Annotated in this window: 26 protein-coding genes; 4 read left to right on the plus strand and 22 right to left on the minus strand. The window is 71.0% G+C overall.

The window, feature by feature from the left end:
• The first annotated feature begins 6 nt into the window (after window positions 1–6).
• Complete coding sequence (locus tag ACFYZ3_RS05840) at window positions 7–912, plus strand: 5'-3' exonuclease H3TH domain-containing protein (RefSeq protein ID WP_388514850.1); 906 nt, start codon at window positions 7–9, stop codon at window positions 910–912.
• A 105-nt stretch (window positions 913–1,017) separates the two neighbouring features.
• Complete coding sequence (locus ACFYZ3_RS05845) at window positions 1,018–1,860, plus strand: siderophore-interacting protein (RefSeq protein WP_109033676.1); 843 nt, start codon at window positions 1,018–1,020, stop codon at window positions 1,858–1,860.
• Window positions 1,861–2,136: 276 nt separating this feature from the next.
• Here the strand turns inward: ACFYZ3_RS05845 and ACFYZ3_RS05850 are convergent, their stop codons facing one another.
• Window positions 2,137–2,718 (minus strand): GNAT family N-acetyltransferase, encoded by a 582-nt coding sequence (locus ACFYZ3_RS05850; RefSeq protein ID WP_388514243.1) that lies wholly within the window; start codon window positions 2,716–2,718, stop codon window positions 2,137–2,139.
• A 106-nt stretch (window positions 2,719–2,824) separates the two neighbouring features.
• Here ACFYZ3_RS05850 and ACFYZ3_RS05855 point away from each other — a divergent pair, with 106 nt between their 5' ends.
• Entirely contained in the window at window positions 2,825–3,799 is a 975-nt protein-coding gene (locus tag ACFYZ3_RS05855; RefSeq protein WP_388514244.1) for an RluA family pseudouridine synthase, read from the plus strand.
• On the opposite strand, the gene ACFYZ3_RS05860 is transcribed toward ACFYZ3_RS05855, so the two are convergent.
• The 16 genes from ACFYZ3_RS05860 to ACFYZ3_RS05935 all read right to left on the minus strand — a co-directional run bounded on the left by ACFYZ3_RS05860 (window position 3,793) and on the right by ACFYZ3_RS05935 (window position 20,244).
• A complete protein-coding gene (locus tag ACFYZ3_RS05860; RefSeq protein ID WP_388514245.1) occupies window positions 3,793–5,289 on the minus strand; it encodes a cytochrome P450 in 1,497 nt (498 codons plus the stop codon). The two genes, ACFYZ3_RS05855 and ACFYZ3_RS05860, sit on opposite strands and share 7 nt — an antisense overlap.
• 76 nt (window positions 5,290–5,365) lie before the next feature.
• Complete coding sequence (locus tag ACFYZ3_RS05865; RefSeq protein WP_361010569.1) at window positions 5,366–5,986, minus strand: ATP/GTP-binding protein; 621 nt, start codon at window positions 5,984–5,986, stop codon at window positions 5,366–5,368.
• Window positions 5,967–6,398: a DUF742 domain-containing protein gene (locus ACFYZ3_RS05870; protein ID WP_361010566.1), complete on the minus strand. Its 432-nt coding sequence runs from the start codon at window positions 6,396–6,398 to the stop codon at window positions 5,967–5,969. Before ACFYZ3_RS05870 ends, ACFYZ3_RS05865 begins: the two co-directional genes overlap by 20 nt.
• The gene (locus ACFYZ3_RS05875; RefSeq protein WP_167308645.1) at window positions 6,395–6,772 is read right to left on the minus strand and encodes a roadblock/LC7 domain-containing protein; all 378 of its coding nucleotides are present in this window, start codon (window positions 6,770–6,772) and stop codon (window positions 6,395–6,397) included. The genes ACFYZ3_RS05870 and ACFYZ3_RS05875 overlap by 4 nt, the downstream gene beginning before the upstream one ends.
• 26 nt (window positions 6,773–6,798) lie before the next feature.
• Window positions 6,799–8,424, minus strand: coding sequence for a sensor histidine kinase (locus ACFYZ3_RS05880; RefSeq protein WP_388514247.1), 1,626 nt, complete (start codon window positions 8,422–8,424; stop codon window positions 6,799–6,801).
• A 375-nt stretch (window positions 8,425–8,799) separates the two neighbouring features.
• Complete coding sequence (locus tag ACFYZ3_RS05885) at window positions 8,800–11,652, minus strand: DEAD/DEAH box helicase (protein ID WP_388514249.1); 2,853 nt, start codon at window positions 11,650–11,652, stop codon at window positions 8,800–8,802.
• A 67-nt stretch (window positions 11,653–11,719) separates the two neighbouring features.
• Entirely contained in the window at window positions 11,720–12,670 is a 951-nt protein-coding gene (tatC, locus tag ACFYZ3_RS05890; protein ID WP_388514250.1) for a twin-arginine translocase subunit TatC, read from the minus strand.
• A gap of 47 nt (window positions 12,671–12,717) precedes the next feature.
• Window positions 12,718–12,996 (minus strand): Sec-independent protein translocase subunit TatA, encoded by a 279-nt coding sequence (gene tatA, locus ACFYZ3_RS05895; protein ID WP_388514252.1) that lies wholly within the window; start codon window positions 12,994–12,996, stop codon window positions 12,718–12,720.
• A gap of 277 nt (window positions 12,997–13,273) precedes the next feature.
• The gene (locus tag ACFYZ3_RS05900; RefSeq protein ID WP_356867738.1) at window positions 13,274–13,468 is read right to left on the minus strand and encodes a hypothetical protein; all 195 of its coding nucleotides are present in this window, start codon (window positions 13,466–13,468) and stop codon (window positions 13,274–13,276) included.
• Between the two features lie 10 nt (window positions 13,469–13,478).
• Window positions 13,479–13,808, minus strand: coding sequence for a hypothetical protein (locus ACFYZ3_RS05905; protein WP_388514253.1), 330 nt, complete (start codon window positions 13,806–13,808; stop codon window positions 13,479–13,481).
• The gene (locus ACFYZ3_RS05910) at window positions 13,805–14,887 is read right to left on the minus strand and encodes a helix-turn-helix transcriptional regulator (protein ID WP_388514254.1); all 1,083 of its coding nucleotides are present in this window, start codon (window positions 14,885–14,887) and stop codon (window positions 13,805–13,807) included. The genes ACFYZ3_RS05905 and ACFYZ3_RS05910 overlap by 4 nt, the downstream gene beginning before the upstream one ends.
• 18 nt (window positions 14,888–14,905) lie before the next feature.
• Window positions 14,906–15,859: a WYL domain-containing protein gene (locus ACFYZ3_RS05915; RefSeq protein WP_356867742.1), complete on the minus strand. Its 954-nt coding sequence runs from the start codon at window positions 15,857–15,859 to the stop codon at window positions 14,906–14,908.
• A gap of 137 nt (window positions 15,860–15,996) precedes the next feature.
• Entirely contained in the window at window positions 15,997–16,368 is a 372-nt protein-coding gene (locus ACFYZ3_RS05920) for an FKBP-type peptidyl-prolyl cis-trans isomerase (protein WP_388514256.1), read from the minus strand.
• 59 nt (window positions 16,369–16,427) lie between these two features.
• Window positions 16,428–17,435, minus strand: a complete 1,008-nt coding sequence (locus tag ACFYZ3_RS05925; RefSeq protein WP_388514257.1) for an FKBP-type peptidyl-prolyl cis-trans isomerase — start codon at window positions 17,433–17,435, stop codon at window positions 16,428–16,430.
• A 178-nt stretch (window positions 17,436–17,613) separates the two neighbouring features.
• The gene (gene pafA, locus ACFYZ3_RS05930; RefSeq protein WP_109033662.1) at window positions 17,614–18,975 is read right to left on the minus strand and encodes a Pup--protein ligase; all 1,362 of its coding nucleotides are present in this window, start codon (window positions 18,973–18,975) and stop codon (window positions 17,614–17,616) included.
• A 9-nt stretch (window positions 18,976–18,984) separates the two neighbouring features.
• Window positions 18,985–20,244 (minus strand): MFS transporter, encoded by a 1,260-nt coding sequence (locus ACFYZ3_RS05935; RefSeq protein ID WP_388514259.1) that lies wholly within the window; start codon window positions 20,242–20,244, stop codon window positions 18,985–18,987.
• A 103-nt stretch (window positions 20,245–20,347) separates the two neighbouring features.
• On the opposite strand from ACFYZ3_RS05935, the gene ACFYZ3_RS05940 reads away from it, so the two are divergent.
• A complete protein-coding gene (locus ACFYZ3_RS05940) occupies window positions 20,348–21,358 on the plus strand; it encodes a LacI family DNA-binding transcriptional regulator (RefSeq protein WP_388514260.1) in 1,011 nt (336 codons plus the stop codon).
• A 37-nt stretch (window positions 21,359–21,395) separates the two neighbouring features.
• Here ACFYZ3_RS05940 and prcA read toward each other — a convergent pair whose 3' ends face one another.
• From prcA to dop, 5 genes are all read right to left on the minus strand, one after another.
• A complete protein-coding gene (prcA, locus tag ACFYZ3_RS05945; RefSeq protein WP_388514262.1) occupies window positions 21,396–22,166 on the minus strand; it encodes a proteasome subunit alpha in 771 nt (256 codons plus the stop codon).
• 62 nt (window positions 22,167–22,228) lie between these two features.
• Window positions 22,229–23,074 (minus strand): proteasome subunit beta, encoded by an 846-nt coding sequence (gene prcB / locus ACFYZ3_RS05950; RefSeq protein WP_003977182.1) that lies wholly within the window; start codon window positions 23,072–23,074, stop codon window positions 22,229–22,231.
• On the minus strand, window positions 23,026–23,619 hold the full coding sequence (locus ACFYZ3_RS05955) for an endonuclease VII domain-containing protein (RefSeq protein ID WP_388514264.1): 594 nt from the start codon (window positions 23,617–23,619) through the stop codon (window positions 23,026–23,028). Before ACFYZ3_RS05955 ends, prcB begins: the two co-directional genes overlap by 49 nt.
• A gap of 33 nt (window positions 23,620–23,652) precedes the next feature.
• Window positions 23,653–23,871 (minus strand): ubiquitin-like protein Pup, encoded by a 219-nt coding sequence (locus ACFYZ3_RS05960; RefSeq protein ID WP_043374843.1) that lies wholly within the window; start codon window positions 23,869–23,871, stop codon window positions 23,653–23,655.
• Between the two features lie 178 nt (window positions 23,872–24,049).
• Window positions 24,050–25,561, minus strand: coding sequence for a depupylase/deamidase Dop (dop, locus tag ACFYZ3_RS05965; RefSeq protein ID WP_345742412.1), 1,512 nt, complete (start codon window positions 25,559–25,561; stop codon window positions 24,050–24,052).

Raw genomic sequence — 25,561 nt, forward strand, 5'->3', positions numbered from 1 at the left:
CGACTGATGCTTCTCGACACCGCCTCCCTCTACTTCCGCGCCTACTTCGGCGTGCCGGACTCGGTGAAGGCGCCCGACGGCACGCCGGTGAACGCCGTGCGCGGGCTGCTGGAATTCATCGACCGCCTGGTGAAGGACCACCGGCCCGAGCACCTGGTGGCCTGCATGGACGCCGACTGGCGACCGCAGTGGCGGGTGGAGCTGATCCCCTCCTACAAGGCGCACCGCGTGGCCGAGGAACGGCCGGCCGGCCCCGACGAGGAGGAGGTGCCCGACACGCTGTCCCCGCAGGTGCCGGTCATCGAGGCGGTCCTCGACGCGCTCGGCATCGCCCGCGTCGGCGTGGCGGGGTACGAGGCGGACGACGTCATCGGCACCTACACCGCGCGGGCCACCGGCCCGGTGGACATCGTCACCGGCGACCGCGATCTGTACCAGCTCGTCGACGACGCCCGCGGCGTGCGCGTGCTCTACCCGGTCAAGGGCGTCGGCACACTGAACCTCGTCGACGAGGCGGCGCTGCGCGAGAAGTACGGCGTCGACGGCGCCGGCTACGCCGATCTGGCGCTGCTGCGGGGCGACCCGAGCGACGGGCTGCCCGGGGTGCCCGGCATCGGCGAGAAGACGGCGGCCAAGCTGCTCGCCGAGTTCGGGGACCTGGCCGGGATCCGGGCCGCCGTCGACGACCCGAAGGCGAAGCTGACGCCCTCGCAGCGCAAGCGGCTGATCGAGGCCGGGCCGTATCTCGCGGTCGCCCCGAAGGTCGTCAGGGTCGCGGACGACGTACCGCTGCCGGACACCGGCACCTCCCTGCCGCACGGCCCGCGCGACGCCGAGGCGCTGGACGCACTGGCGGCCCGCTGGGGACTCGGCGGGTCACTGCGGCGGCTGCTGACCACGCTCACCGCCTGAGCGGCGCCGCGCGGCGGCCCGTTTCCATGAGCCACACACGGGCCGGGATGCTAGCTTAGGTATGCCTAACTCAGGGAACCGCACGCAGGGAGCAGGGAGGCCGTCATGGCAGACCGTCCGGCACGCAAGCCGCGCAAGCCGCACACCGCGCAGGTCGTCCGCACCGAGCGGCTGACCCCGCACATGCAGCGTGTGGTGCTCGGCGGCGAGGGACTCTCCGCGTTCGCGGCGGACACCTGCACCGACCACTACGTGAAGCTCCTCTTCCCCTCCGGGGGCGCGACCTATCCCGAGCCCTTCGACATGGAGCGGATCCGCGAGGACTTTCCCCGCGAGCAGTGGCCGGTGACCCGGACGTACACCGTCCGCCACTGGGACGCCGAGCACCGTGAGATGACGCTGGACTTCGTCATCCACGGCGACGAGGGGCTCGCCGGGCCCTGGGCGAAGCGGGTGCGGCCAGGCGAGACGATCCACTTCATGGGCCCCGGCGGCGCCTATGCCCCCGACCCCGCCGCCGACTGGCATCTGCTCGCCGGCGACGAGAGCGCACTGCCCGCGATCGCCCGCTCCCTGGAGGCGCTGCCCGACGGCGCCCGCGCGTACGCCTTCGTCGAGGTCGAGGGGCCGGAGGAGGAGCAGAAGATCGACTCCGACGTGGAGGTCGTCTGGCTGCACCGCGCCGGCCGTCCGGTCGGGCAGGCTCTGGCCGAGGCCGTGCGCGCGCTGGAGTTCCCCGAGGGCCGGCTGCACGCGTTCGTCCACGGCGAGGCGGCCTGCGTGAAGGAGCTGCGCCGGTACCTCCGCCTGGAGCGCGAGGTTCCCCGTGAGGACCTGTCCATCTCCGGCTACTGGCGGCTCGGCCACAACGAGGACGGCTGGCAGGCCTCCAAGCGCGAGTGGAACGCCCGTGTCGAGGCCGAGCAGGAGGGCGCGACGGCGGCGTAAGGCTCCGCCCGCCCTCGAACACGCCCCCGCCGGGCCCTGGCAGCCCCGCGGACCACGAGCCCGTCAGCCGCCGCGCACGCACCCGGATGGCCGCATTCCATGCCACCCGCCCGGGCGGCCGCATGCCGTGCCACCCGCCCGGGATCGCGGCAGGGCAGCGCCCCCGGCACCCACCGGTCCGGTGGGCACCCACGCGGGTCACACGCCCCTCAGTCGCCGCGTCCGTACCCGTGCCGGCGCGTTTCCAGCGCGAGTCCGCCGCGGGTCACGCTTGCGTCAGTCGCCGCGCACGCGCGCGTGCAGGTGCATGTCGTGCCATCCGTCGGGGTGGAGCACGGCGCTGCGCTTGGTGCCCTCCAGGGCGAAGCCGGTCTTCCGGGCGACCCGGCACGAGGCCTCGTTGGCCACCGCGTGCAGCAGTTCGAGGCGCTGGAAGCCGATCTCGTCCAGGGCCCAGCGGGCGAGGGTCCGCGTGGCCCGCGCGGCGACACCCCGGCCGCGTGCGTCGGCCGTCGTCCAGTAGGCGACCTCGGCCACCCCGTCGACGAGCACCCACTCGCGCAGCGCGACCCGCCCGAGCACTCGGTCGTCCGCCGCGTCCGCGACCGCCCACTGGACGCCGCGCTCCCGTTCCCAGGCGCCCTGCCATTCGGTGATCCAGCCCCGCACCTCCTCCTCGGAGTCGGCCGCGCGGGCGTGCCACTGGTGCATCGCCGGATCCTGGAAGGCCGCGTGCACGGCGGGGGCGTCCTCGGTGCGCCACGGGCGCAGCACCAGCCCGTCGCCGGTGGGGAGCGTGGGCTGCGGGGCGCGGGAAAGGGTGCCGGCCGCGAGGACCGGGCGAGTCAGGAAAGGCATGGACGGCATCCTGCCAACGGGCCCGCGCAGCGGCCCAGCGGTTTTCCGGCGGGCCCGGCCCCACCGGTCCGCCGCCGCAGGTCGCCGCCTCGTAGGCTGGCAGGTGATGAGACGCCGCACCCCTCCCCCGCCCTCGCCCCTGCCGCAGCGCGACGGCATCGACGCGGTGCGGGTGCGGCTGCCCGCGGACGGGCCGTGGTCCACGGTGCGGGAGCACCTGACGGAGCGGCTGTCGGGCGCGGGCGCCGGCGTCGTGGAGGGCATGTTCGACGCCGGGCTGTTCGTCGGGGCGGACGGGCGCCCCGTGGCGGGCGACGCGCCGTACGAGCCGGGCATGTTCGTGTGGTTCCACCGCGAGCTGCCCGCAGAGGTGCCGGTGCCCTTCCCGCTGGAGGTCGTGTACCGGGACGCGCACATCGTGGTCGTGGACAAGCCGCACTTCCTGGCCACCACCCCGCGCGGCGGCCACGTGACGCAGACCGCGCTGGCACGGCTGCGCCGGGAGCTGGACATCCCGGCGCTGGGTGCCGCGCACCGTCTGGACCGGCTCACGGCGGGGCTGGTCCTGTTCACCGTGCGCCCCGCGGAACGCGGCGCGTACCAGGGTCTGTTCGCCGACCGGCGGGTGCACAAGGTGTACGAGGCCGTCGCCCCGTACCGGGCCGCGCTCACGCTCCCCCGGACGGTCCGCAGCCGGATCCTGAAGGAGCGCGGGGTGCTCGCCGCCCGCGAGGTGGCCGGCGAGCCGAACGCCGTGACCCGCGTCGAACTGCTCGCACACCGGCCGGAGCGCGGGCTGGGCCGGTACCGGCTGGTGCCCGGCACCGGCCAGACCCACCAGCTGCGCGTCCACATGAACGCGCTGGGCGTGCCGATCCTCGGCGACCCCCTCTACCCGGAGGTGGCCGCTCCCGTGCCGGCCGGTGACTTCCGGCGCCCGCTGCAACTGCTCGCGCGGGAGCTGGGGTTCACCGATCCGGTCACGGGGCGCGAGCACCGCTTCCGCAGCGGCCGGTCCCTCGCCGCCTGGACCGCGTACGAGCACTGGGCGGCGCGGGAGGACGGGGCAGGCCGTCAGTAGCCGCGCCACCAGAGCAGGAAGCGCTGCCAGGCACCGCGGGGGCGGGGATGCCCCGCGCCCGGTGCCTGCTGCGGCTCGGCGGCCGTCACCGACACGGGCTGCGGCGGCTGGGAGGGCAGCGGCGGCTGTGTCCGCTGTTCCGGCTTCGGAAGGCCGACGTGCCAGGGGGCGCTGCGTGCCGGGGCCGGGGCGTGACTCGGCTGCTGCATGATGTCCTGCTGTGCCCTCGGCTCGAAACGGACCGGCAGTTCCACCAGGTGCCGCGAGGCGATCGACGACCGCCAGCGCAGGTCGTCCTCGTCGCAGTCGAGCTGGAGGTCCGGCAGCCGCATCAGCAGCGCGTCGATGCCGGCGTCGGCGATGGCCCGCCCGATGTCCTGCCCGGGGCATTCGTGCGGGCCGCCGCCGAAGGCGAGGTGGGCACGGTTGCCCATCATGCTGGCGTCCAGGTCGGGACGGATGCGGGGATCGACGTTGCCCGGCGCGATGCCGAGCAGCAGGCCGTCGCCGGCACGGATGCGCTGGCCGCCGAGTTCCGTCTCCTGCTTGGCGAAGTAGGCGAAGACCGTGCTGAACGGCGGCTCGTCCCACAGGGACTGCTCCACCGCCTGGGGCACCGTCATCTGCCCGCCGCTGAGCTGGGCGCGGAAGCCCGGGTCGGTGAGCACCACGCGCATCACGTTGGCGATCAGGTTGACGGTCGCCTCGTAGGCGGCCAGCAGGACCACCCGCAGGTGTTCGCGGACCTCGTCGTCCGTGAGCCCGGCCGGGTGGGTGACGAGGCGGCCCGCGATGTCGTCGGCCGGGTCGGCCCGGCGGGTTGCGGTGAGCCGTCCCAGCGCCTCCATGACGTAGGCGTGGCTGGCGATCGCCGTGTCGGTGCCCTTGAGGGTGTCGCGGGCGGCCTCCACCAGCCGGTCGTTGTACTCCTCGGGCATGCCGAGCAGATGGCACATCACGCCCATCGGCAGGTGTTCGGCGAACTGGCTGACGAGGTCGGCGCGGCCCTCCTCGCAGAACCGGTTGACGACGCGCTGGGTGTAGCGCTTGATGTGCCGGCGCAGCTCGCGGTAGTCGAGGTCGGACATGGCGCTGGTGACCGCGCCGCGCAGCCGCTTGTGCTCGTCGCCCTCGGCGTGCGAGCAGATGGGCTGCCAGGCGATGTGCGGCATGAGGGGGTGGTCGGGCTTGACCATGCCCTCGTTGAGCGGGGTCCAGATCCGGCTGTCGCGGCAGAACTGGGAGGGGGTGCTCACCATGTGCAGGTTCTCGGCGTGTCCGAGGACCACCCACATGGGTACGTCGTCGTGGAGCAGCGCGGGCGCCACCGGCCCGTGCTGCTCGCGCAGCTTCTCGTACAGCTCCTCCAGGTCGTCCGCCTCGTGCAGCCGGTGCAGTCCGCCCGGCCCGAGGCCGTGCGCGGGGCAGCCGGGCGGTGGTTCGAGCAGGGGTTCGCCCGTTCCGGTCGGGGAGTGGCTTTCAGGCGTCACAGTCTCGCTCCGCAACAAAAGGTGTGGTCACGTCAGAAGGGGGTGGTTCACGTCGGGGGTCGGTGGGGCGCGCGGGTCAGGTGAGCGCGCCCTTCATGGCGAGGGAGTGCAGGAAGCGCATCAGGGTCATCAGGACGTCCCGGCTGGAGGCCCGGCGCCGCACGTCGCAGTCGAGGATGGGGATCTCCTCGGGCAGGTCGAGCGCGGTGCGCAGTTCCGCGACGGGGTAACGGGGCGCGTCGGGGAAGGTGTTGACGGCGACGACGAAGGGCACGCCGCGTTCCTCCAGGCGGCCCATGACGTCGAAGCTGACCTCCAGGCGGCGGGTGTCGACCAGGACGACCGCGCCGAGGGCGCCTTCGAACAGGCCGTTCCACAGGAACCAGAAGCGCTCCTGGCCGGGCGTGCCGAAGAGGTAGAGCACCAGTTCCTCGGTGATGCTGATGCGGCCGAAGTCCATGGCGACGGTGGTGGCCGTCTTGGAGGCGGAGCCGTAGTTGTCGTCGACGCCGATGCCGGCCTGGGTCATCGTCTCCTCGGTGGTCAGCGGTCTGATCTCGCTGACCGAGCCGACCATGGTGGTCTTGCCGACCCCGAAGCCGCCCACGATGACGATTTTCACGGCGGCCTCGGCCGTGTGCGGCAGCCGGTCCTCGGTCCGCGGGCCCGGGATCGTGTCAGAGCTTTTGAAGTCCATGCATCACCGCTTCGAGGAGGTTTCGGTCGGCGACCTTCTGGCGGACGATCGGGGCGCGGGCCTGCACCAGTTCCGACGCCAGCAGGTCGGTGAGCAGCACGGTCACCACACTGAACGGCAGGCTCAGATAGGCCGACAGCTCTGCCACGGACAGGGGCGCGGCGCACAGCCGCAGCAGGGCGGCCTGTTCCGGTGTGGCGGACACCGGCGGGTCGGCGCGGGCCACGATCAGGGTGACGAGGTCGATGTCGGCGCGTTCGCCGCCTCCCTCACCGCCGATGACGAAGAGCCGCTCGGGGTTGCGGACCTCGCCCTCCTTGGCGGGCGCGCCGGGAGGGGCGGGCGCGGGAGGGGTGGGCGCGGCGGGCCGGTCGGGCCCGGGGGATCGCCTCTGGCGCCTGGGAGGAGTCATACGGTCTGCCCGTTGCGCCGTGCCGGACTGGTGAGGTGGGGGCCGATCCGGGCGACCAGGTCGGCCATACTCAGGCCCATCCGGCCGGGTTCGCAGCGGACGTCGGAGAGCACGGCGAGGTAGGCGTTGGGACCGGCGGCCATCAGGTAGAAGTAGCCGCCGTTCATCTCGATGAGCACCATCTTCATGTCGCCGTCGCTGGTGGGGATCTCCTGGCTGACGGCGCTCGCCAGGCTCTGCAGGCCCGCGCAGGCGGCGGCGACGCGGTCGGCGGCGTCCGGGTCCCCGGAGTAGCGGGCGATGCGCAGGCCGTCGGCGGAGAGCACCACGATCATCTCGATGCCCGGGACGCCGTCGTAGAGGTCCCGGAGCATCCAGTCGAACTTGCCTTGCTGCTCGATCACTTGAGGTTCCCCTCGTCGTCTGCCGGGGCGTGGGCCGGCTCGTTGCTGCTGGACTGCTGGTGGGCCCGGGTGCTGCCCGGGTGCTGCTTGAGGCCCTCCCAGAAGGCGCCGATGAAGTGGCCCGGCGGGAGGCCGCCCTGGTCCTTGTCCTGCGCGGGCTCCGGCTCCGCGGGCACCGGGATGCCGTTGCGGGCGCGTTCGGCGGCCTGGCGGGCCTCGCGTTCGGCGTCCTCCCGCTCCCACGCCGCCTGCTCGGCGAGGCGCTGGCTGAGCGGCATCTTGACCCGGCTGCGGCGCTGCGGGAGCCCGCCCGCCGTCCACTCGGTCACCTCGGGAACGTCGTCCTCCATGGACACCGTGGCGGGGATCCGGGGGCTGGTGGGACGGCGCTTCTTGGGCTTGCGCTCCGGTCCGGGCAGGGCGTCGGGGCCCGGGGTGGGGATCGAGGTGGCACCGATGCCGTGGGCGAGGCCGACGCCGGGCTCGGTGGTCATCATCTTGCTGGGCACGATGAGGATGGCGCGGACGCCGCCGTACGCGGAGGCCCGCAGTGAGACGTCCATGCCGAACTGGGTGCACAGCCGGCCGACGACGGACAGGCCCAGGCGCGGGTGGTGGGCGAGGTCCTGCACGTCGGTGCCGCGCTTGGCCTGCTCCAGCAGGCCCTCGATGCGGCCGCGGGACTCCTCGCTGAGGCTGACGCCGGCGTCCTCGATCTCGATGCACACACCGCTCTGCACCTCGGTCGCGGTGACGTGCACCTTGGCCGCGGGCGGCGAGTAGCGGGTGGCGTTGTCGAGGAGTTCCGCGGCGGCGTGGATGACCGGTTCGACGGCGGTGCCCTTGATGTTGACCTTGGCGATGGAGGCCAGGTTGATCCGGCGGTACTCCAGGATTCGGGACATGGCGCCGCGCAGCACGCTGTACAGGGCGACCGGTTCGGGCCACTGGCGTCCGGGCCGGCCGCCGCCGATCACGGAGATGGAGTCGGCGAGGCGGCCGATCAGCGAGGTGCCGTGGTCGATGCGCAGGAGGTCGTCGAAGACCTCGGGGTTGCGCCCGTGGTCCTCCTCCATCTCGCGGAGTTCCTTCTGCTGCTGGTGGACGATCGCCTGGACACGGCGGGCGATGTCGACGAAGGAGCGCTCGGCGGACTCGCGCATGGCGTCCTCGTGGTCGACGATCTCGCAGACCATCCGGATCAGCTCGCGCTGGGGCCCGCCGAGTTCGGTGTAGGCGGGGTTCACCTCGCCGAGGCGGCTCATCAGCTCGCGGGGCGTGACGCCCCTGCGCATGAAGTGCAGGGCGTCGGGGATGACTTCGGCGCCGAGGCGGACCATCTCCTCGTGGTGGCTCGCGGCCCGGTGTTCCAGATACGCGGTGTGACGGGCGTGCTCGGCGCCGAGGGCCCGCAGCGCGCGGCCGCGGCGTACCGCTTCGGCGGCCGCGGCGATCACCAGGACGGTGGCGACGGCACCGCACAGGCCGACGGCGAGCCGGGCCGGTTCCGTCACGAGGGCGACGGCGGCCCCGGTGGCCGCGGCCATCAGTATGGCCGGCAGCAACAGCGTTCGCGCGTAGGGAAGTTCACGGCGACCTGGAGGGGAATCAACACTCACCATGTAGGCCCTCTGAAAACGAATCGGCTGGGATGGGGAAGCATGCGGCAGGGTATGTCTGGGAGTTGTCGGGATCTTCCGCGCATTGGGAACAAGCACGCGATTACACCTCAACTCGGTGCGCTGCGGGCGAGCTTAGTCCGGGGGGATCATCGCCGTGTCATATTCGGCAAGCACCTGAAACGGGCATGGGGACCGGAGTATGGTCGGACCCATTTGCACGCCGGGCAATCATTCGAACACATGGAGTAGTGTCTCAAGAGTGCTCGAAAATCACTCACCGTGATGAGGGAACGAGGCGTACGAGGCGTACGAGGCGTGGAACGTGCGAAGGCCCGGCGGGTTGTCCCGCCGGGCCGGTGAGGTGTCGGGCCGGGGTCAGCCCACGGACGAGTAGGCGACCACCCCGCGCAGCAGCTCGTCGACCGCCCTGCGCGCGTTCTTCGGGACGGTGGAGCCCGTGCCGGGCGCGGCGGCCGAGATCTGGCCGAGGACGTCGATGACCTGCTTGCACCAGCGCACGAAGTCGCCGGCCGGCATCTCCACCTCGCGCAGCACCTCGTCGAGCCCCTTGCCGGAGGCCCACATGTACGCCGCCCAGGCGAAGCCGAGGTCGGGCTCGCGCTGGCCGACGCCCTCGGTCTGACTGATCCGGAAGTCCTCCTCCAGGGCGTCCAGGCGGCCCCAGATGCGGACCGTCTCGCCGAGCGCGGCCTTGGCCCTGCCGGAGGGCACCTTGGGCGCCATCGCGTCGTCGGCGGCCCGCGACTCGAAGACGAGGGCCGAGACGCAGGCGGCCAGCTCGGCCGGGGACAGCCCCTCCCAGACGCCTTCGCGCAGGCACTCGCTGGCGAGCAGGTCCAGTTCGCCGTAGAGCCGGGCCAGGCGCTTGCCGTGCTCGGTGACCTCGTCGCCGCGCAGGTAGTCCAGCTCTGTCAGCAGCGCCACGATGCGGTCGAAGGTGCGGGCGATGGTGTTGGTCCGGCCCTCGATCCGGCGCTCCAGCTGCGAGGTGTCGCGCAGCAGCCGGTGGTAGCGCTCGGCCCAGCGGGCGTGGTCCTCGCGGTCGTCGCAGCCGTGGCAGGGGTGGGCGCGGATCGCCTTGCGCAGCCGGTTGATCTCCCGGTCGTCGGCGGCCTGGGAGCGCTTCTTGCGGGCCCGCTCCGGCGGGATGTGCCCGGCCTTGGTGCGCAGCGCGGAGGCCAGGTCGCGGCGGGACTGCGGCGAGCGCGCGTTGAAGGACTTCGGGATCCGCATCCGGTCCAGCGCCTCGACGGGCACCGGGAAGTCGATCGACGCCAGCCGCTTGACCTGCCGTTCGGCGGTCAGCACCAGCGGGCGGGGCCCGTCGTGGTGGTCGAAGCCGCGGTGGCCGTTGGAGCGCCCGGCGGGCAGTCCCGGGTCGAGGACCAGGGCGAGGCCCGCGTACTTGCCGGTCGGCACGTGGATGACGTCGCCCGGCTTCAGCTTCTCCAGCGCCACGGCGGCCTCGGCGCGCCGCTGGTTGGCGCCCTGCCGGGCCAGCTCCTGCTCGCGGTCCTTCAGTTCGCGGCGCAGCCGGGCGTACTCGTCGAAGTCGCCGAGGTGGCAGGTCATGGAGGCCTTGTAGCCCTCCAGGCCCTCCTCGTTGCGCTGCACCTGGCGGGAGATCCCGACGACCGACTTGTCCGCCTGGAACTGCGCGAACGACGTCTCGAGCAGCTCCCGCGAGCGGTGCCGGCCGAACTGCTCGACCAGGTTGACCGCCATGTTGTACGACGGCTTGAAGCTGGAGCGCAGCGGGTAGGTGCGGGTGCCGGCCAGTCCCGCGAGGTGCTCGGGGTTCATGGCGCGCTGCCACAGCACCACCGCGTGGCCCTCTACGTCGATGCCGCGCCGTCCGGCCCGGCCGGTGAGCTGGGTGAACTCGCCGGGGGTGATGTCGGCGTGCTGCTCGCCGTTCCACTTGACGAGCTTCTCGAGGACGACCGAGCGGGCCGGCATGTTGATGCCGAGGGCGAGGGTCTCGGTCGCGAAGACGGCCTTCACCAGTCCGCGGACGAACAGCTCCTCGACGACCTCCTTGAAGGTGGGCAGCATGCCCGCGTGGTGGGCGGCGATGCCGCGCTCCAAGCCCTCCAGCCACTCGTAGTAGCCCAGGACGTGCAGGTCCTCGCGGGGGATGGAGGCGGTGCGCTCCTCGACGAGGGCCCGCACCCGCTCCCGGGCGTCCTCGTCGTTGAGCCTGAGGCCCGCGTACAGGCACTGCTGGACGGCTGCCTCGCAGCCGGCCCGGCTGAAGATGAAGGTGATCGCGGGCAGCAGCCCCTCGGAGTCCAGCCGCTCGATGACCTCGGGCCGACTCGGCGTCCACACCCGCGAGCGCTGTCTGCGCTCCCGCTCCCGGTCGGCCTCCTTCATGGCGCGGCCGCGCCTGCGGTCCTGGTAGGAGGGGCGGCTCGCCTCAAGGCGCGCCATGCGCGTCAGGTCGGGGTTGACGGCCTTCTTGTGGCCCTCGGCCTCCTCGAACAGGTCGTACATCCGGCGCCCGGCCAGCACGTGCTGGAACAGCGGCACGGGCCGGTGCTCGGAGACGATCACCTGGGTGTCGCCGCGCACGGTGTCGAGCCAGTCGCCGAACTCCTCCGCGTTCGACACGGTCGCCGAGAGTGACACCAGGGTCACGGACTCGGGGAGGTGGATGATCACCTCCTCCCACACGGCGCCGCGGAACCGGTCGGAGAGGTAGTGCACCTCGTCCATGACCACGTGTCCGAGGCCGAGGAGGGTCTGCGAGCCCGCGTACAGCATGTTCCTCAGGACCTCGGTGGTCATCACGACCACCGGGGCTTCGGAGTTCACGCTGTTGTCGCCGGTGAGCAGGCCCACCTTGTCGGTGCCGTAGCGGCGGCACAGGTCGGCGTACTTCTGGTTCGACAGGGCCTTGATCGGCGTCGTGTAGAAGCACTTCCTGCCCTGCTGGAGGGCGAGGTGGACGGCGAACTCGCCGACGATCGTCTTGCCGGAGCCGGTGGGCGCGGCCACCAGCACGCCCTTGCCCGCCTCGAGCGCCTGACAGGCCTCGATCTGGAAGGGGTCGAGGCCGAAGTCGTACATCTCGCGGAAGGAGGCGAGCGCGGTGGCCTGCTCGACAGCTCGCTGACGGGCTGCCGCGTACCGCTCGGCCGGTGAGAGATCCTCTGTCATCGTGCTTTCGAGCGTACCGGCCCGCACCGACAACCGGACGATCATTATCGGGATCGGCCGTGTGGGGGTTCCGTGGGGGCGGCGACGCGTGCCGTCACCGCCCCGGCGGTCCTCAGGTCACGTCGTCGTAGCCGTTGACCCGGTCCTTCGTGGCCTGCTCGGGCAGAGCACGGGCGGTGGTCACGGGCTCGACCTCGCCGATGTCCTCGGGGGTGAGGTCCAGGTCGGAGGCCTCGTCGTCGTCGGGCTCCAGGGCCTCGCGGCGGGCCCGGCGGCGGTCGTTCAGCAGGGAGATGGTGACCGCGGCGAAGTACAGGACCCAGATCGGACCGGCCAGCATGATCATCGTCAGCGGGTCGGTGCTGGGCGTGGCGATGGCCGCGAACAGCGTGATGCCCATGATCATCGCGCGCCACCAGCCGAGCATCCGCTTGCCGGTCAGCACGCCGGTGAGGTTGAGCATGACCAGCAGCAGGGGCAGCTCGAAGGAGAGGCCGAAGACGACCACCATGCGCGTGACGAGGTCGAGCAGCTCGTCCAGCGGCAGCAGGTTGTCGACGTCGTTCGGCGTGAACTCGATCAGCACCTTCGCCGAGGTGGGCAGCACCGCGTAGGCGAAGTAGGCGCCGGCGAGGAAGAGCGGGGCGCCGGTGGCGACGAAGGCGTAGGCGTACTTCTTCTCGCTCTTGTGCAGCCCCGGGGCGACGAACGCCCACAGCTGGTAGAGCCAGACCGGCGAGGCCAGCACCACGCCGGCCGTCAGGGACACCTTCAGCGCCAGGGTGAAGGGGCCGAGCAGACCGTTGATGGTGATCTGCGCGCACGGCTCCGAGCCGGCCTCCGACTGGGCCAGCTCCGCGAACGACTTCTCACAGCCGATCGACTGGAGGATCGGATCCGTGAGGGCGTTGATGATCCACTGATAGAAGAAGGCGGCGACCACCGTGACGACGACGATGGCCAGCAGCGCCTTCGCGAGCCGGTTGCGGAGCTCACGAAGGTGTTCCGCGAGCGGCATCCGCCCCTCGGGGTCCTTCTCCTTGTTGCGGGCAGGCTTCAGCAACCCACGTTCCCATCTCGTGCGGCGGGCCGGAGATCACCGGCCCTGCGTCAGCGCTTGGTCGTGTCCGTCGGCTCGGTGACCGGCCGGGAGCTGGTCACGTCGCCGGGGGCGGCCTGGATGGTGCGCTGCGCCGCGGACTGCTCCGGGTTCGGCGGGTCGGCGTCGTCGGACTTGGCCTCGCTCTTCATGGCCTTGGCCTCGCTCTTGAGGATGCGCGCGGACTTGCCGAGCGACCGCGCCATGTCCGGAAGCTTCTTCGCGCCGAACAGCAGGATGATGACGACGAGGATGAGAATGATCTCGGGGGCGCCGAGCCTTCCGAACATAAGTCTTTACCTTCTCACCGAGGCGGCTGGGTGGGGTGCTGTCCGACCGGCCGGACATACGTCCGATCGATCGTCTTGTGCAGCGATCGTAACGCTCAGGGGTGAACGTGAGGCAATCCCCGTGCGTACTCCCGTCCGCGACCGGGCCTCGTTTTCCTGGCCGCGACCAGCAGCGTACCGCCCGGGGCCCGTGAGGTGACAGGGCGAAGTGTCCCAAAACGTAACTCGCACCGGCCTGTCGGGCCGCCGGCGTCGTCCCGTGGCGGGTTTCAGCCGTTCACAAGGTGTCCACGGCACGGGCGGCGCTCTCGGTCGCGCGCTCCAGGTCCTCGGCGGCCCGGCTGATCCGGCGGGCGGAGTCCGTGACCTGCCGACCGAGGCGCTGCGCCTCCACGAACACCTTCACGGCGAACACCGCGAGGACGGCGAGACCCAGGAAACCCACGGCAACCGCGAACATCGGCCAGAACATGATGTCGAGACTAGACGGTGGAGTGCAGGCGCAGGGTCCTGACCCCGCCGCCGGTGAGCAGCTCCACCACCCGCTCCCCCGCCGGCTTGCGCACGGCCGACCCGCACTCCGGGCAGGTGAACGAGTAGAAGGTGGTCCGGCTCGTGGCGCCGATGGCCAGGCGCAGGGCGCTCGCGCCCAGTTCGAAACGGCCCCGGCAGTCCGGGCAGCCCGCCTTGAACACGACCGGTGACACGCGTCTCATGCCGGCGAACGCGACCGCCGCGGTCATGCCCGAACCGGACGGCCCGGTCGACCCGGACGGCCCGGACGGCCCGGACGGCCCCAGGGGGTCGCTCACAGTCCCTGCTCCTGCCTGTCGTGCTGTCCCTCGGCCGCCGCCGCCCCGTTGGGCGCGCCCTCGGCGGTGTCGGCCCCGCCGGGCGCCCCGGCCGCCTCGATCCCGTCGTACGCGGCGAGCGCCTCGCGGGCGGCCCGCCGGGCGCTGTCGGCGAGCGCCGGCGGGGAGACGATCCGGCCGTCCCGTCCGAGCCGCAGCGCGAGCCGCCGCAGGGAGGCCGGGTCGGGAGTGCGCAGGGTGATACGCAGGCCGCCGTCGGGCCGTTCATCGGCGCTGTCGTGCGGGTAGTACTCGGCGACCCAGCGCCCGCCGGGACCGACCTCGACGACGACCTCGGGGTCCTCCGCGGCGGGCTGCACCAGCCCCTCGGACAGGTCCCGCAGCTCCACCTCCGGCGGTGCGGACGGCTCGTCCAGGATGCGGATCTCGGCCACCCGGTCGAGCCGGAAGGTGCGCCGGGCCTCGGAGCGGCGGCACCAGGCCTCCACGTACGTGTGCCCGACGCTGACCAGGCGGATGGGGTCGATCTCCCGCTCGGTGACCTCGTCGCGGGCCGGAGAGTAGTAGCGGATCCACAGCCGGCGGCGCTCCGAGATGGCCCGGTCGACGTCGGCGAAGACACCGCCCTCGGACTCGAAGGTGACGGACAGGCGCGAGCTGGCACCGGCGGCCTCACCGGCCGAGGTCTCCACCTTCGCGGTCGCACGCAGCAGCGCCTGCCGGTCGCTCTCGCGCAGCCCCGGCAGGGTCGCGACGGCCCGGGCGGCGACGAGCAGCGCGGTGGCCTCGTCGGCGGCCAGCCGGAGCGGCTCGGCGGCGTCCGCGCCGAGCGCGGCCGGGTTGTGCCACCAGATGCGCTCGCCGTCGGTGTCGATGTCGAGGAGGTCGCCGCCGCGGAAGCTGGTCCCGCACATGGGCAGCACGTCGAGGTCGGAGACCAGCTCGTCCTCGGTGATGCCGAAGGCGCGGGCCACGTCCTCGATCCGGGCGCCGGGGCGCTCGCGCAGATACGTCACCAGGGACAGCATCCGCCGGGTCTGGTCGATGGCGTTCACGGGCCTGACCGGTTTGCCTGCCACAGTGTTGTCCGCTCCCCCTCAGCCCTTGGCCACGGCACGCAGCCGGTCCACCACGTCCGCACGCAGCTCGGCGGGCTCCAGCACCACCACGTCCGGCCCGAACTCCACCAGCCAGGCGTCCAGGCCGTGCCCGTACGGAATCTCCAACTCGTCCCAGCCGTCACCGAGTTCCCGCACCCCGGTGGCCTTCGCCCGAAGGGGGTACCCCGCGCCCGTGCGCAGCCGGATCAGCGCGGACCGGTCGGCGGTCTCCCCCGCCCAGCTCGCGACCGTCTCCCGGACGGTGACCACGTCCGGCACCGGAGCGGTGAAGCGGGAGCCGCGCGAACGCACCTTCCCCGTGATCCGCGACAGCCGGAACACCCGCTCGGCACCCCGGTCGCGGTCGAAGCCCGCCAGGTACCAGTGGCCGCGCCAGCACTCCAGCGCCCACGGCTCCACGTGCCGGGGCTCGGGCTGGGCGGCGTTCGCCTTGCGGTAGTCGAAGAGGACCGGCCGGCGGTCGCGGCAGGCCAGCATCAGCGGCTCGAACGCCGCCTCGTGCACCGGGATGCGGGGCTCCAGCGCGCTGTGCGCCTCGTAGGGATCGACGTCCTCGGGCAGCCCGGCCGCCCGCAGCTTCTGCAGCGCGCCGCTGGCGGCACCGGCGAGGCGGGCCTGCTGCCACACCTTCGCGGCCAGCCCGAGCGCGGCGGCCTCCTCGGCGTCCAGGGTGATGGGCGGCAGCCGGTTGCTGTCCCGGCGGGCCAGGTAGCCGATCTCGCCGTCGAGGCTCTCCACGGTCTCGATGACCAGTCCCAGCTCGCGCAGATCGTCCTTGTCGCGCTCGAACATGCGGTTGAAGGAGTCGTCGGAGCCCGCCTCGAGATAGGCCTCGACGGACTCGCGCAGTTCGCGCTTGCTGAGTGGCCGCCGCGTCCCGAGCAGACACAACGCCAGGTTCATCAGCCGCTCGGCCTTGGCAATGGCCATCGACGCCCTTCTCCCTATGGTGCTTACGACGGATGACCGTACCGCCCCGCGGTGGCGCGGCAAAAGCCGAGGGCCCATGCCCGGACAGGCATGGACCCCAGGTGACCGGCTCCGATCGCCGACCGCTCGCGCTTCGATCAGACTCCGAGCAGATCGACCACGAAGATCAGCGTCGAGCCCGGCGGGATCGCCGGGGCCGGGCTCTGGTCGCCGTAGGCGAGGTGCGCGGGGATGGTCAGCTGGCGGCGGCCGCCGACCTTCATGCCCTGCACGCCCTGGTCCCAGCCCTTGATGACGCGGCCGCCACCGAGCGGGAAGCGGAACGGCGTACCGCGGTTCCAGCTGGCGTCGAACTCCTCGCCCGTGCTGAAGGTCACGCCCACGTAGTGGACGGTCACCGTCTGACCGGCCTCGGCAACCGGGCCGTCGCCCTCCCAGATGTCCTTGATCTCGAGGTCCGCCGGGGGCTCGCCGCCCGGGAAGTCGACCTCGGGCTTGTCGATGCTCACGTGTTCAGCTCCTGCTTGTCTGCGGAAAGGCAACGGCCCAAGTCTTACATCCCCGGGCGTCACATCTTCGCGAGGATGTCCACGGAGAAGACCAGCGTGGAGTCCTTCTCGATGCCGCTGCCCTCCGGCGGGCTGTCGCCGTACCCCAGGTCCGGCGGGATGACGATGAGGACGCGGCTGCCGACCTTCTTGCCCGTCAGGCCCTGCGCCCAGCCCTTGACGACCTGCTGCAGCGAGAACGACGTCAGCTGCTTCCTGGCGTACGTGGAGTCGAACTCCTTGCCGCCGTCCCACAGCACACCCTTGTACTGCACGAGCACACTGTCCTGCGCGCCGACCTCGGCGCCGTCGCCCTCCAGGACGTACTCGGCGACGAGCTTCTTCGGCGCGTCGGCCTTCGGCACCTCGATGGAGGGCGCCTTGCCGTCGGTGTTGGTGCCGACCTTCGGCAGGGCGGCGTCGTCCTGCGCGACCTTCTTGCCCTGGGCGCTGCTCTTCGCGTTGAAGGTGTCCTGGATGTCGACCACGAACACCAGCGTGTCGTCGCCCTTGATACCCGCCTGCTCGTTGCCCTGCTCCCCGTACCCCCAGGTCGGCGGCACCGAGAACTGGACGCGGCTGCCGGTCTTCTTGCCGGTGAGCGCGTACCGCCAGCCGTCGATGATGCTGCCCTGGGCGAGCTGGATGACCAGGGGGGTCTTGCGGTCGTAGGAGTTGTCGAAGACCTTCGCGCTCTGCCAGACCTGGCCGAGGTAGTTCGCCGAGACGAAGTCGTTCTCCGCGACGGCCTTGCCGCCGCCCGCGATGACGGTCTTGACCGCGAGGTCCTTGGACGGCTCGCCACTGCCCTTGGCGACGGTCGGCTTCTCGTCGAACTTCGTCCCCGCCGTGATCGCCGGCAGCGGACCGTCGACGATCTTCGGCGGCGGCGCGGCCGACGAGGCCGACGCGTCGGGCGACGGGCTGTCGCTCGCGTTGCTCGATGAGCCGGAGTCGTCGCTGTCACCGCAGGCGGCGAGCGTGGCCAGTCCGGCGGGGACGGCGATGAGGAGTGAGCGTCGGCGCACGGTGGGGGCCTCGTATCGGTATCGGGTCGGTCCTGTTGTTGGCTGGCGTGCGCGCAACTCTACGGCGTGAGAAGGGCACCGCACGGCTAACGTACGGTGCCCGTGTGGCGTTCCGCGCTTTCACGCGCAGACGCCTCTCTCACCCGTCCGGCCTCATGCCGTCCGGCTCACACCCGGATCACATCCCGGCGATCAGCTTCTCCACCCGGTCGTCCACCGAACGGAACGGGTCCTTGCACAACACGGTGCGCTGCGCCTGGTCGTTGAGCTTGAGGTGGACCCAGTCGACGGTGAAGTCCCGGCGCTGCTCCTGGGCCCGCCGGATGAAGTCGCCGCGCAGCCGGGCCCGAGTGGTCTGCGGCGGAACGGACTTGCCCTCGAAGATCTTCAAGTCGTTGGCGACCCGGGCCGCCTGGCCCTTCTTCTCGAGCAGGTAGTACAGACCACGACGCCGGTGGATGTCGTGGTAGGCGAGGTCTATCTGCGCGACCCGCGGGTGCGACATGGTCATGTTGTGCTTGGCCCGGTACCGCTCCAGCAGCTTGTACTTCATGACCCAGTCGATCTCGGTGTCGATGCGGTCGAGGTCCTCGGCCTCGATCGCGTCCAGCGTGCGGCCCCACAGCTCCAGCACCCGCTCCACGGTGCCCGTGCGGATGCCGCGGCGCTCGCAGAAGTCCACGGCCTTCTCGTAGTACTCCCGCTGCACCTCCAGCGCCGACGCCTCCCGGCCGCTGGCCAGGCGCACCTTGCGGCGCCCGGTGATGTCGTGGCTGACCTCGCGGATCGCCCGGATCGGGTTCTCCAGGGTCAGGTCACGCATCACGGTGCCCGCCTCGATCATGCGCAGCACCAGGTCGGTGGCGCCGACCTTGAGCAGCATGGTCGTCTCGGACATGTTCGAGTCGCCCACGATGACGTGCAGACGCCGGTAGCGCTCGGCGTCGGCGTGCGGCTCGTCGCGCGTGTTGATGATGGGCCGGGACCGGGTGGTCGCCGAGGAGACGCCCTCCCAGATGTGCTCGGCCCGCTGGCTGACGCAGTACACGGCACCGCGCGGCGTCTGCAGCACCTTGCCCGCACCGCACAGCAACTGCCTCGTCACCAGGAACGGAATCAGGATGTCCGCGAGCCGCGAGAACTCCCCGTGCCGGGCCACGAGGTAATTCTCGTGACAGCCGTAGGAGTTGCCCGCGGAGTCGGTGTTGTTCTTGAAGAGGTAGACGTCGCCCGCGATTCCCTCCTCGTGCAGGCGTCGTTCGGCGTCCACCAGGAGTCCTTCGAGAATGCGCTCGCCCGCCTTGTCGTGGGTGACGAGCTCGGTCACGTTGTCACATTCGGGTGTCGCGTACTCCGGATGCGATCCCACGTCGAGATAAAGGCGGGCACCGTTGCGCAGAAAGACATTGCTGCTGCGGCCCCATGACACGACACGGCGGAAGAGGTACCGCGCCACCTCGTCAGGCGACAGGCGGCGCTGTCCCCTGAACGTGCACGTGACGCCGTACTCGTTCTCCAGCCCGAAAATGCGGCGGTCCATGACTGAACATTACGCCTGATGACCCGAACTGAAACGGGGTTCGACGGCACGGTTTGGATCATTTTCCGATGAAGCCGCAACCACCGCCTCCCGCACGGGAGCTGCGAGGACCCGCCCCGTGCACGCCAGTACGAGCAGCGAGACGAAACCCGCCGCCCCCGGCACCGCGAAGCCCCACAGCGCCCCGCCATGTTCCACGACGGGCCCCGCCAGACCCGTCCCCACCGAGGCACCCACCGTGAACGTCGTCACGAGCCACGAGAACGCCTCCGTCACCGTCCCACGGGGCGCGTGCACGTCGACGAGCACGAACGCACAGGCGATGCACGGCGCGAGGAAGACACCCGCGAGGACCGTGAGCAGCACCATGGCCACCGCGCCCGGCATCAGCATCAGCGGCAGGTAACAGACCGCCAGCAGAGCCACCAGCACCCGCAGCCGCCGCGCCGGCTCACCGCCCCACTGCCGCGCCCCGTAGACCGCTCCGCCCACCAGCGCACCCAGCCCCAGGGCGGCCATCAGCCACCCGTACACCGCGTCACCCCCGTGCTCGTCGGAGTACGGCACCGAAGCCACCGTGATCGACCCGAGCGCCATCCCGATGAACAGGAAGGCACCCAGCAGCGCCAGCAGCCCGCCCGAACGCAGCGCACCCAGCCAGTGCGCCTCCCGGGGCGCCGACCGCCACGCCCGCGAGGGCGGCGACACGACCACCGACAGCGCGCCCAGCACACCGACACCGTTCAGGACGAGCAGCGCCGCCAGCGGCGACCACAGCGACACGCACACCGTCACCAGCAGCGGCCCGACGGTGAACATGACCTCCTGCGCCACGGCGTCCATCGCGTACGCCGTGTGCACCTGGTCCTCCTTGCGGAGCACGCTCGGCCACAGCGCGCGCAGCCCGCCCTCCAGCGGCGGCGTGAACAGCCCCGCGGCCCCCACGGACAGGTACGCGCGCGCGGCCGTCCCGGTGCCCGCGAAGGCGAACACGGCCATCGCCAGCGCCGACAGCACCGCGGCCGGCAACTGCACCCGCGGCTGCCCGTGCAGATCCACCAGCCGCCCCAGCACCGGCTGCCCCACGGCGTTCGCGACGCCGTACACCGCCGCCAGCGCCCCCGCCAGGCTGTACGAACCACCCTCGGCCCGCACGAACAGCACGATCGCGATCGCCGCGGTGGCGTTGGGCAACCGCCCGACCAGCGTGCCGACGAGCAGCCGCACGGCATGCCTCGCCCGGAGGATGTCCAGATACCCGGCGACCACGACGCACCTCCCTGTTCCACTCCAGTAAGTGTTACGTATAACTTCTCCCGCCATACGTACCATGTCGCCAGTTCAGCAGTCCAGACGAAAGCGCAGGCGAACGGTGGCACGAGGCAGCACCCGCCCCACGAGCCGGGACGTCGCCCAGGCCGCCGGCGTCTCCCAGGCCGCGGTCTCCCTGGTCCTCGGCGACAAATGGCGCGGCCGCGTGTCGGAGCCCACGGCCCAGCGAGTCCGCGACGCCGCGCTGGAACTCGGCTACCGCCCCAACCTCGCCGCACGCAACCTGCGCCTCGGCCGCACCCGCACCGTCCTGCTCGTCGTCCCCGCTCTCACCACGGAGTTCTTCGCCGAGGTGTACACCGGCGCGGCACGGGTCGCCGCGGAACACGGCTTCGGAGTGGTCCTGTATCCCTCACCCGAGGGCGTGGGCCCCGCCCGGGACCCCTTCGCCTCCGCCCAGGCCGCACTGGACGGCGTCATCGCCTCCTCCATGGCCGCCGACGCCCTCTCCGCCATCCGGGGCGACCAACTCCCCCTCGTCATGCTCGACAGCGACCCCGAGGGCAGCCTGGGCGCCGCCACCGTCAACCTCGACATCGCCGACGGCATCCGCCAGGTCACCGAGCACCTGCTGTCCCTGGGCCACCGCCGCTTCCTGCACCTCGCGGCCGACATCCCTTCCTGGACCTTCGAGGTACGCGCCCGCGAACTGGCCTCGCGACTCGACGCCGCCCCCGGCACCGAACTGCGCACGATCCGGGCACCCATCTCGATCGAGGGCGCCCTGCGGGCCACCGAGGCCGCCCTCGCCGCGCCCGGCCCCCGGCCCACGGCGCTGGTCTGCGACGACGACAAACTGGCGGCCGGCGCCTACAAGGCCGTCCGGCGCGCTGGACTCCGCGTCCCGGACGACCTCTCCGTCACCGGCCTCGACGACCTCGGCCTCGCCACCGCCATCGACCCCGAACTCACCACCGTCCGCCTCGACGCGGAGGCCTTCGGCGAACGGGGCATGCGCGCACTGCTGGCGGTACTGGAAGGCAGGCCCCCCGAGAAGGGGGACCTGCCGGTCAGCCTGGTCGTACGGGGCTCCACGGCCCCGCCGCGATGAGGTGAGGTCGAGGTGGAGGTGGAGGTGCGGTGAGCGCCTACTCCTCGTCCGACCCGGAGTCGGTCTCTGTCTCGCTCTCGCTCTCCGCCGACGCCGCACCCGCCGCCGCGCCCGACTCCAGCAGCCGCGACAGCTGACCACCCACGATGCGCTTGAACTTGCGCTGCTGCGGACGCGTCCGGTCCAGCACCGCGACCTCCAGCCGCTCCGCCGGAATCTCCCGCTCACTGCCGTTGGTGTCACGGGACAGCGCCTGCACCGCCAGCTTCAGCGCCTCGGCCAGCGTCATGCCGTCCCGGTGCCGCTGGTCCAGATACCCGCTGATCTGCTCCGCGTTGCCCCCGACCGCCACCGAACCGTGCTCGTCCACGATCGAACCGTCGTGCGGCAGCCGGTAGATCTGGTCGTTCTCCGGGCTGTCACCGACCTCCGCGACGACCAGCTCCACCTCGTACGGCTTCTCGGCCTGGCTGGAGAAGATCGTGCCCAGCGTCTGGGCGTACACATTGGCGAGGCCGCGCGCCGTCACGTCGTCACGGTCGTAGGTGTAACCCCGCAGGTCGGCATAGCGCACGCCGCCGATCCGCAGGTTCTCGTACTCGTTGTACTTGCCGGCGGCCGCGAAGCCGATCCGGTCGTAGATCTCGCTGAACTTGTGCAGCGCACGGGACGGATTCTCACCGACGAACACGATGCCGTCGGCGTACTGCAGCACCACCAGGCTGCGACCACGCGCGATGCCCTTGCGGGCGTACTCCGCCCGGTCCGCCATCGCCTGCTGAGGAGATACATAGAACGGCGTCGACACCGGTTATCCGTCCCTTCCTGTCGAAATCACTGGACCACCTGACAACGAAGACCCGCGCCCCGCTACAGCAGCGCGGCCCGCGGACCGTCGGGCTGCTCCAGCCGGGCCTGCAGCACCGAGCCGGCCAGCTCCGCGGCCTCGTCCTCACCGAGCCGGCGGAAACCGTCCTCGGTGATCACAGTGATGATCGGATAGATCCGGCGGGCGACATCGGGACCACCGGTCGCCGAGTCGTCGTCAGCCGCGTCGTACAGCGCCTGCACCACGAGCGTCGTCGCCTGCTCCTCGGTCAGGTCGTCACGGAACAGCTTCTTCATCGCACCCCGCGCGAAGACCGAGCCCGAACCCGTGGTCGCGAAGTGCCGCTCCTCGGACCGGCCGCCCGTCACGTCGTACGAGAAGATGCGGCCCCTGCCCCGGTCCACGTCGTACCCGGCGAACAGCGGCACCACGGCCAGCCCCTGCATCGCCATGCCCAGGTTGGACCGGATCATCGTCGACAGGCGGTTCGCCTTGCCCTCCAGGGACAGCTGCGCGCCCTCGACCTTCTCGAAGTGCTCCAGCTCCAGCTGGAACAGCTTCACCATCTCCACGGCCAGACCCGCCGTGCCGGCGATGCCCACCGCCGAGTACTCGTCGGCCGGGAAGACCTTCTCGATGTCCCGCTGGGCGATCATGTTGCCCATGGTGGCCCGCCGGTCACCGGCGAGGACGACACCGCCGGGGAACGTGACCGCCACGATGGTGGTGCCGTGCGGTGCCTCGATGACGCCCTGCACCGGCGGCAGCTGCCGGTTGCCCGGGAGCATCTCCGGCTGGTGCTCACCGAGGAAGTCCATGAAGGAGGACGAGCCAGGCGTCAGGAAGGCAGCTGGTAGACGCCCGGTGCTACGAGTGTTGGCTTCCACGCGATTCCTTCCACGTAAGCGGCAGCCCGCCTTATGGCATCGGGCCGGTCCTTGAACTGCCCCAGCGCAGCGTTGCAGCTGAAGCACAGTACGCCACGGACCCTACCCGTCTCGTGGCAGTGATCCACATGTGCGGCGGGGGCGGCAAGACATATGCAGCAGACGCCGCCTTGGCTTGCGATCAGGGCATCGCGATCTGCTTCAGTGATGCCGTACTGGCGCTTCAGGTGGCCTGCTCGGCCCTGCGCCGCTTTGCAGGACTTGCAGAGTGTCGCCAGACCATCGGAAGCTGTGCGATTCCGGGTCCACTCGCTGTGGAGTTTGATCTCTCCGCACGTCCGGCAGAGCTTGTGCCCCTCGGGCACCTCCACTCGCGGGCGGACGTTGCGCCCCTTGGCCACCTGGCGTTCTTGGTGATAGGCCGCAGCGCACTCTCGGCAGTAGGCCTGCAACCCGTCGCGCATCGCCTTGTTCCGTGCAAACGCTGCCCGCGGCTTGTGGTCCTTACACCGCGAGCAACGCCTACCCGATTCTTCGATCGACAAGCGAACCCCCCGCTGTAACCTTCATTTCGAAGGCTACTCGCCGCCTTTTTGAACAAATGAGCGAACGAAATCCTCTGCGTTCTCCTCGAGCACATCATCGATCTCGTCCAGGACGGAGTCCACGTCGTCGTTCAGCTTTTCCTGGCGTTCCTTGAGGTCCTCGGATGCCTGCGCGTCCTGCGCCTGCTCCTCGACCTCCTCGGTGGACCGCGTGGCCTTCTGCTGCCCGCCGCCGGTGTCCTTGGTCGCCATAACCCTCACCCCGCTCGGTTCGCCCGACACAGTTGCTCGGTCAAGATCAGACCCTACAGATCTGGTCCGACATCGGCCCCGCACTTCCTCCAACGTACGGGGACCATCTCCATGGTTCCCGGACCTGGGATATTCCACCCTGTCCGGCTGCTTACTCCCCGGTACCCGCTCGGGTCGCTCACCCGCCGGCCAGGACCCTGACCAGGTCTTCCGCCGTGCGGCAGCGGTCCAGGAGCTCCTTGACGTGATTACGCGTTCCGCGAAGCGGTTCCAGGGTTGGCACCCGCTGGAGCGAGTCCCGGCCCGGCAGATCGAAGATCACCGAGTCCCAGGAGGCCGCCGCGACGTCGTCCGCGTACTGCTCCAGGCAGCGCCCGCGGAAGTAGGCCCTGGTGTCCTCCGGCGGCTTCGTACGGGCCCGCTCGACCTCGTTCTCGTCCAGCAGGCGCTTGATGCGGCCGCGGTCCACCAGGCGGTTGTAGAGGCCCTTGTCGGGCCGTACGTCGGCGTACTGGAGGTCTACGAGGTGCAGCCGGGCGGCGTCCCAGTCGAGGTTGTCGCGGCGGCGGTAGCCCTCCATGAGCTCCCGCTTGGCGACCCAGTCCAGCTCGCCGGCGAGGCTCATCGGGTCGTTCTCGAGCCGGTTGAGGGTGTCCTCCCAGCGGCCGAGGACGTCCTTGGTCTGGTCGTCGGCGTCCGCGCCGTACCGCTCCTCGACGTATTTGCGGGCCAGCTCGTAGTACTCCATCTGGAGCTGGACGGCGGTCAGTGTGCGGCCGCTGCGCAGGGTGACGAGGTGCTTGAGCGTGGGGTCGTGCGAGACCTGGTGGAGGGTGCGTACGGGCTGGTCGACGGCGAGGTCGACGGCGATGAAGCCGTCTTCGATCATGGACAGGACCAGGGCCGTCGTGCCCAGTTTCAGGTAGGTCGAGATCTCCGACAGGTTCGCGTCGCCGATGATCACGTGCAGCCGGCGCCACTTCTCGGCGTCCGCGTGCGGTTCGTCGCGGGTGTTGATGATGGGGCGCTTGAGTGTCGTCTCCAGACCGACCTCGACCTCGAAGTAGTCGGCGCGCTGGCTGAGCTGGAAGCCGTGTTCGTGGCCGTCCTGGCCGATGCCGACGCGACCGGCGCCGGTGAAGACCTGGCGGGAGACGAAGAAGGGCGTCAGGTGGCGCACGATGTCCGAGAAGGCGGTTTCCCGCTTCATCAGGTAGTTCTCGTGCGTGCCGTAGGAGGCGCCCTTGTTGTCGGTGTTGTTCTTGTAGAGGTGGATGGGCTGGGCGCCGGGCAGCTGGGCGGCGCGTTCGGCGGCCTCGGCCATGATGCGTTCGCCGGCCTTGTCCCACAGGACGGCGTCGCGCGGGTTGGTGACTTCCGGAGCGCTGTATTCGGGGTGGGCGTGGTCGACGTAGAGCCGTGCTCCGTTGGTGAGGATGACGTTGGCGAGGCCGATGTCCTCGTCGGTGAGCTGGCTGTTGTCGGCGGCCTCACGGGCGAGGTCGAAGCCTCGCGCGTCCCGGAGCGGGTTCTCCTCCTCGAAGTCCCAGCGGGCCCGGCGGGCCCGGTGCATCGCCGCCGCGTAGGCGTTGACGATCTGGGACGAGGTGAGCATGGCATTGGCGTTGGGGTGGCCGGGGACGGAGATTCCGTACTCCGTCTCGATGCCCATTACTCGCCGTACGGTCAT

The sequence above is a fragment of the Streptomyces sp. NPDC001599 genome (genome assembly GCF_042893535.1).
Taxonomy (GTDB): Bacteria; Actinomycetota; Actinomycetes; order Streptomycetales; family Streptomycetaceae; genus Streptomyces.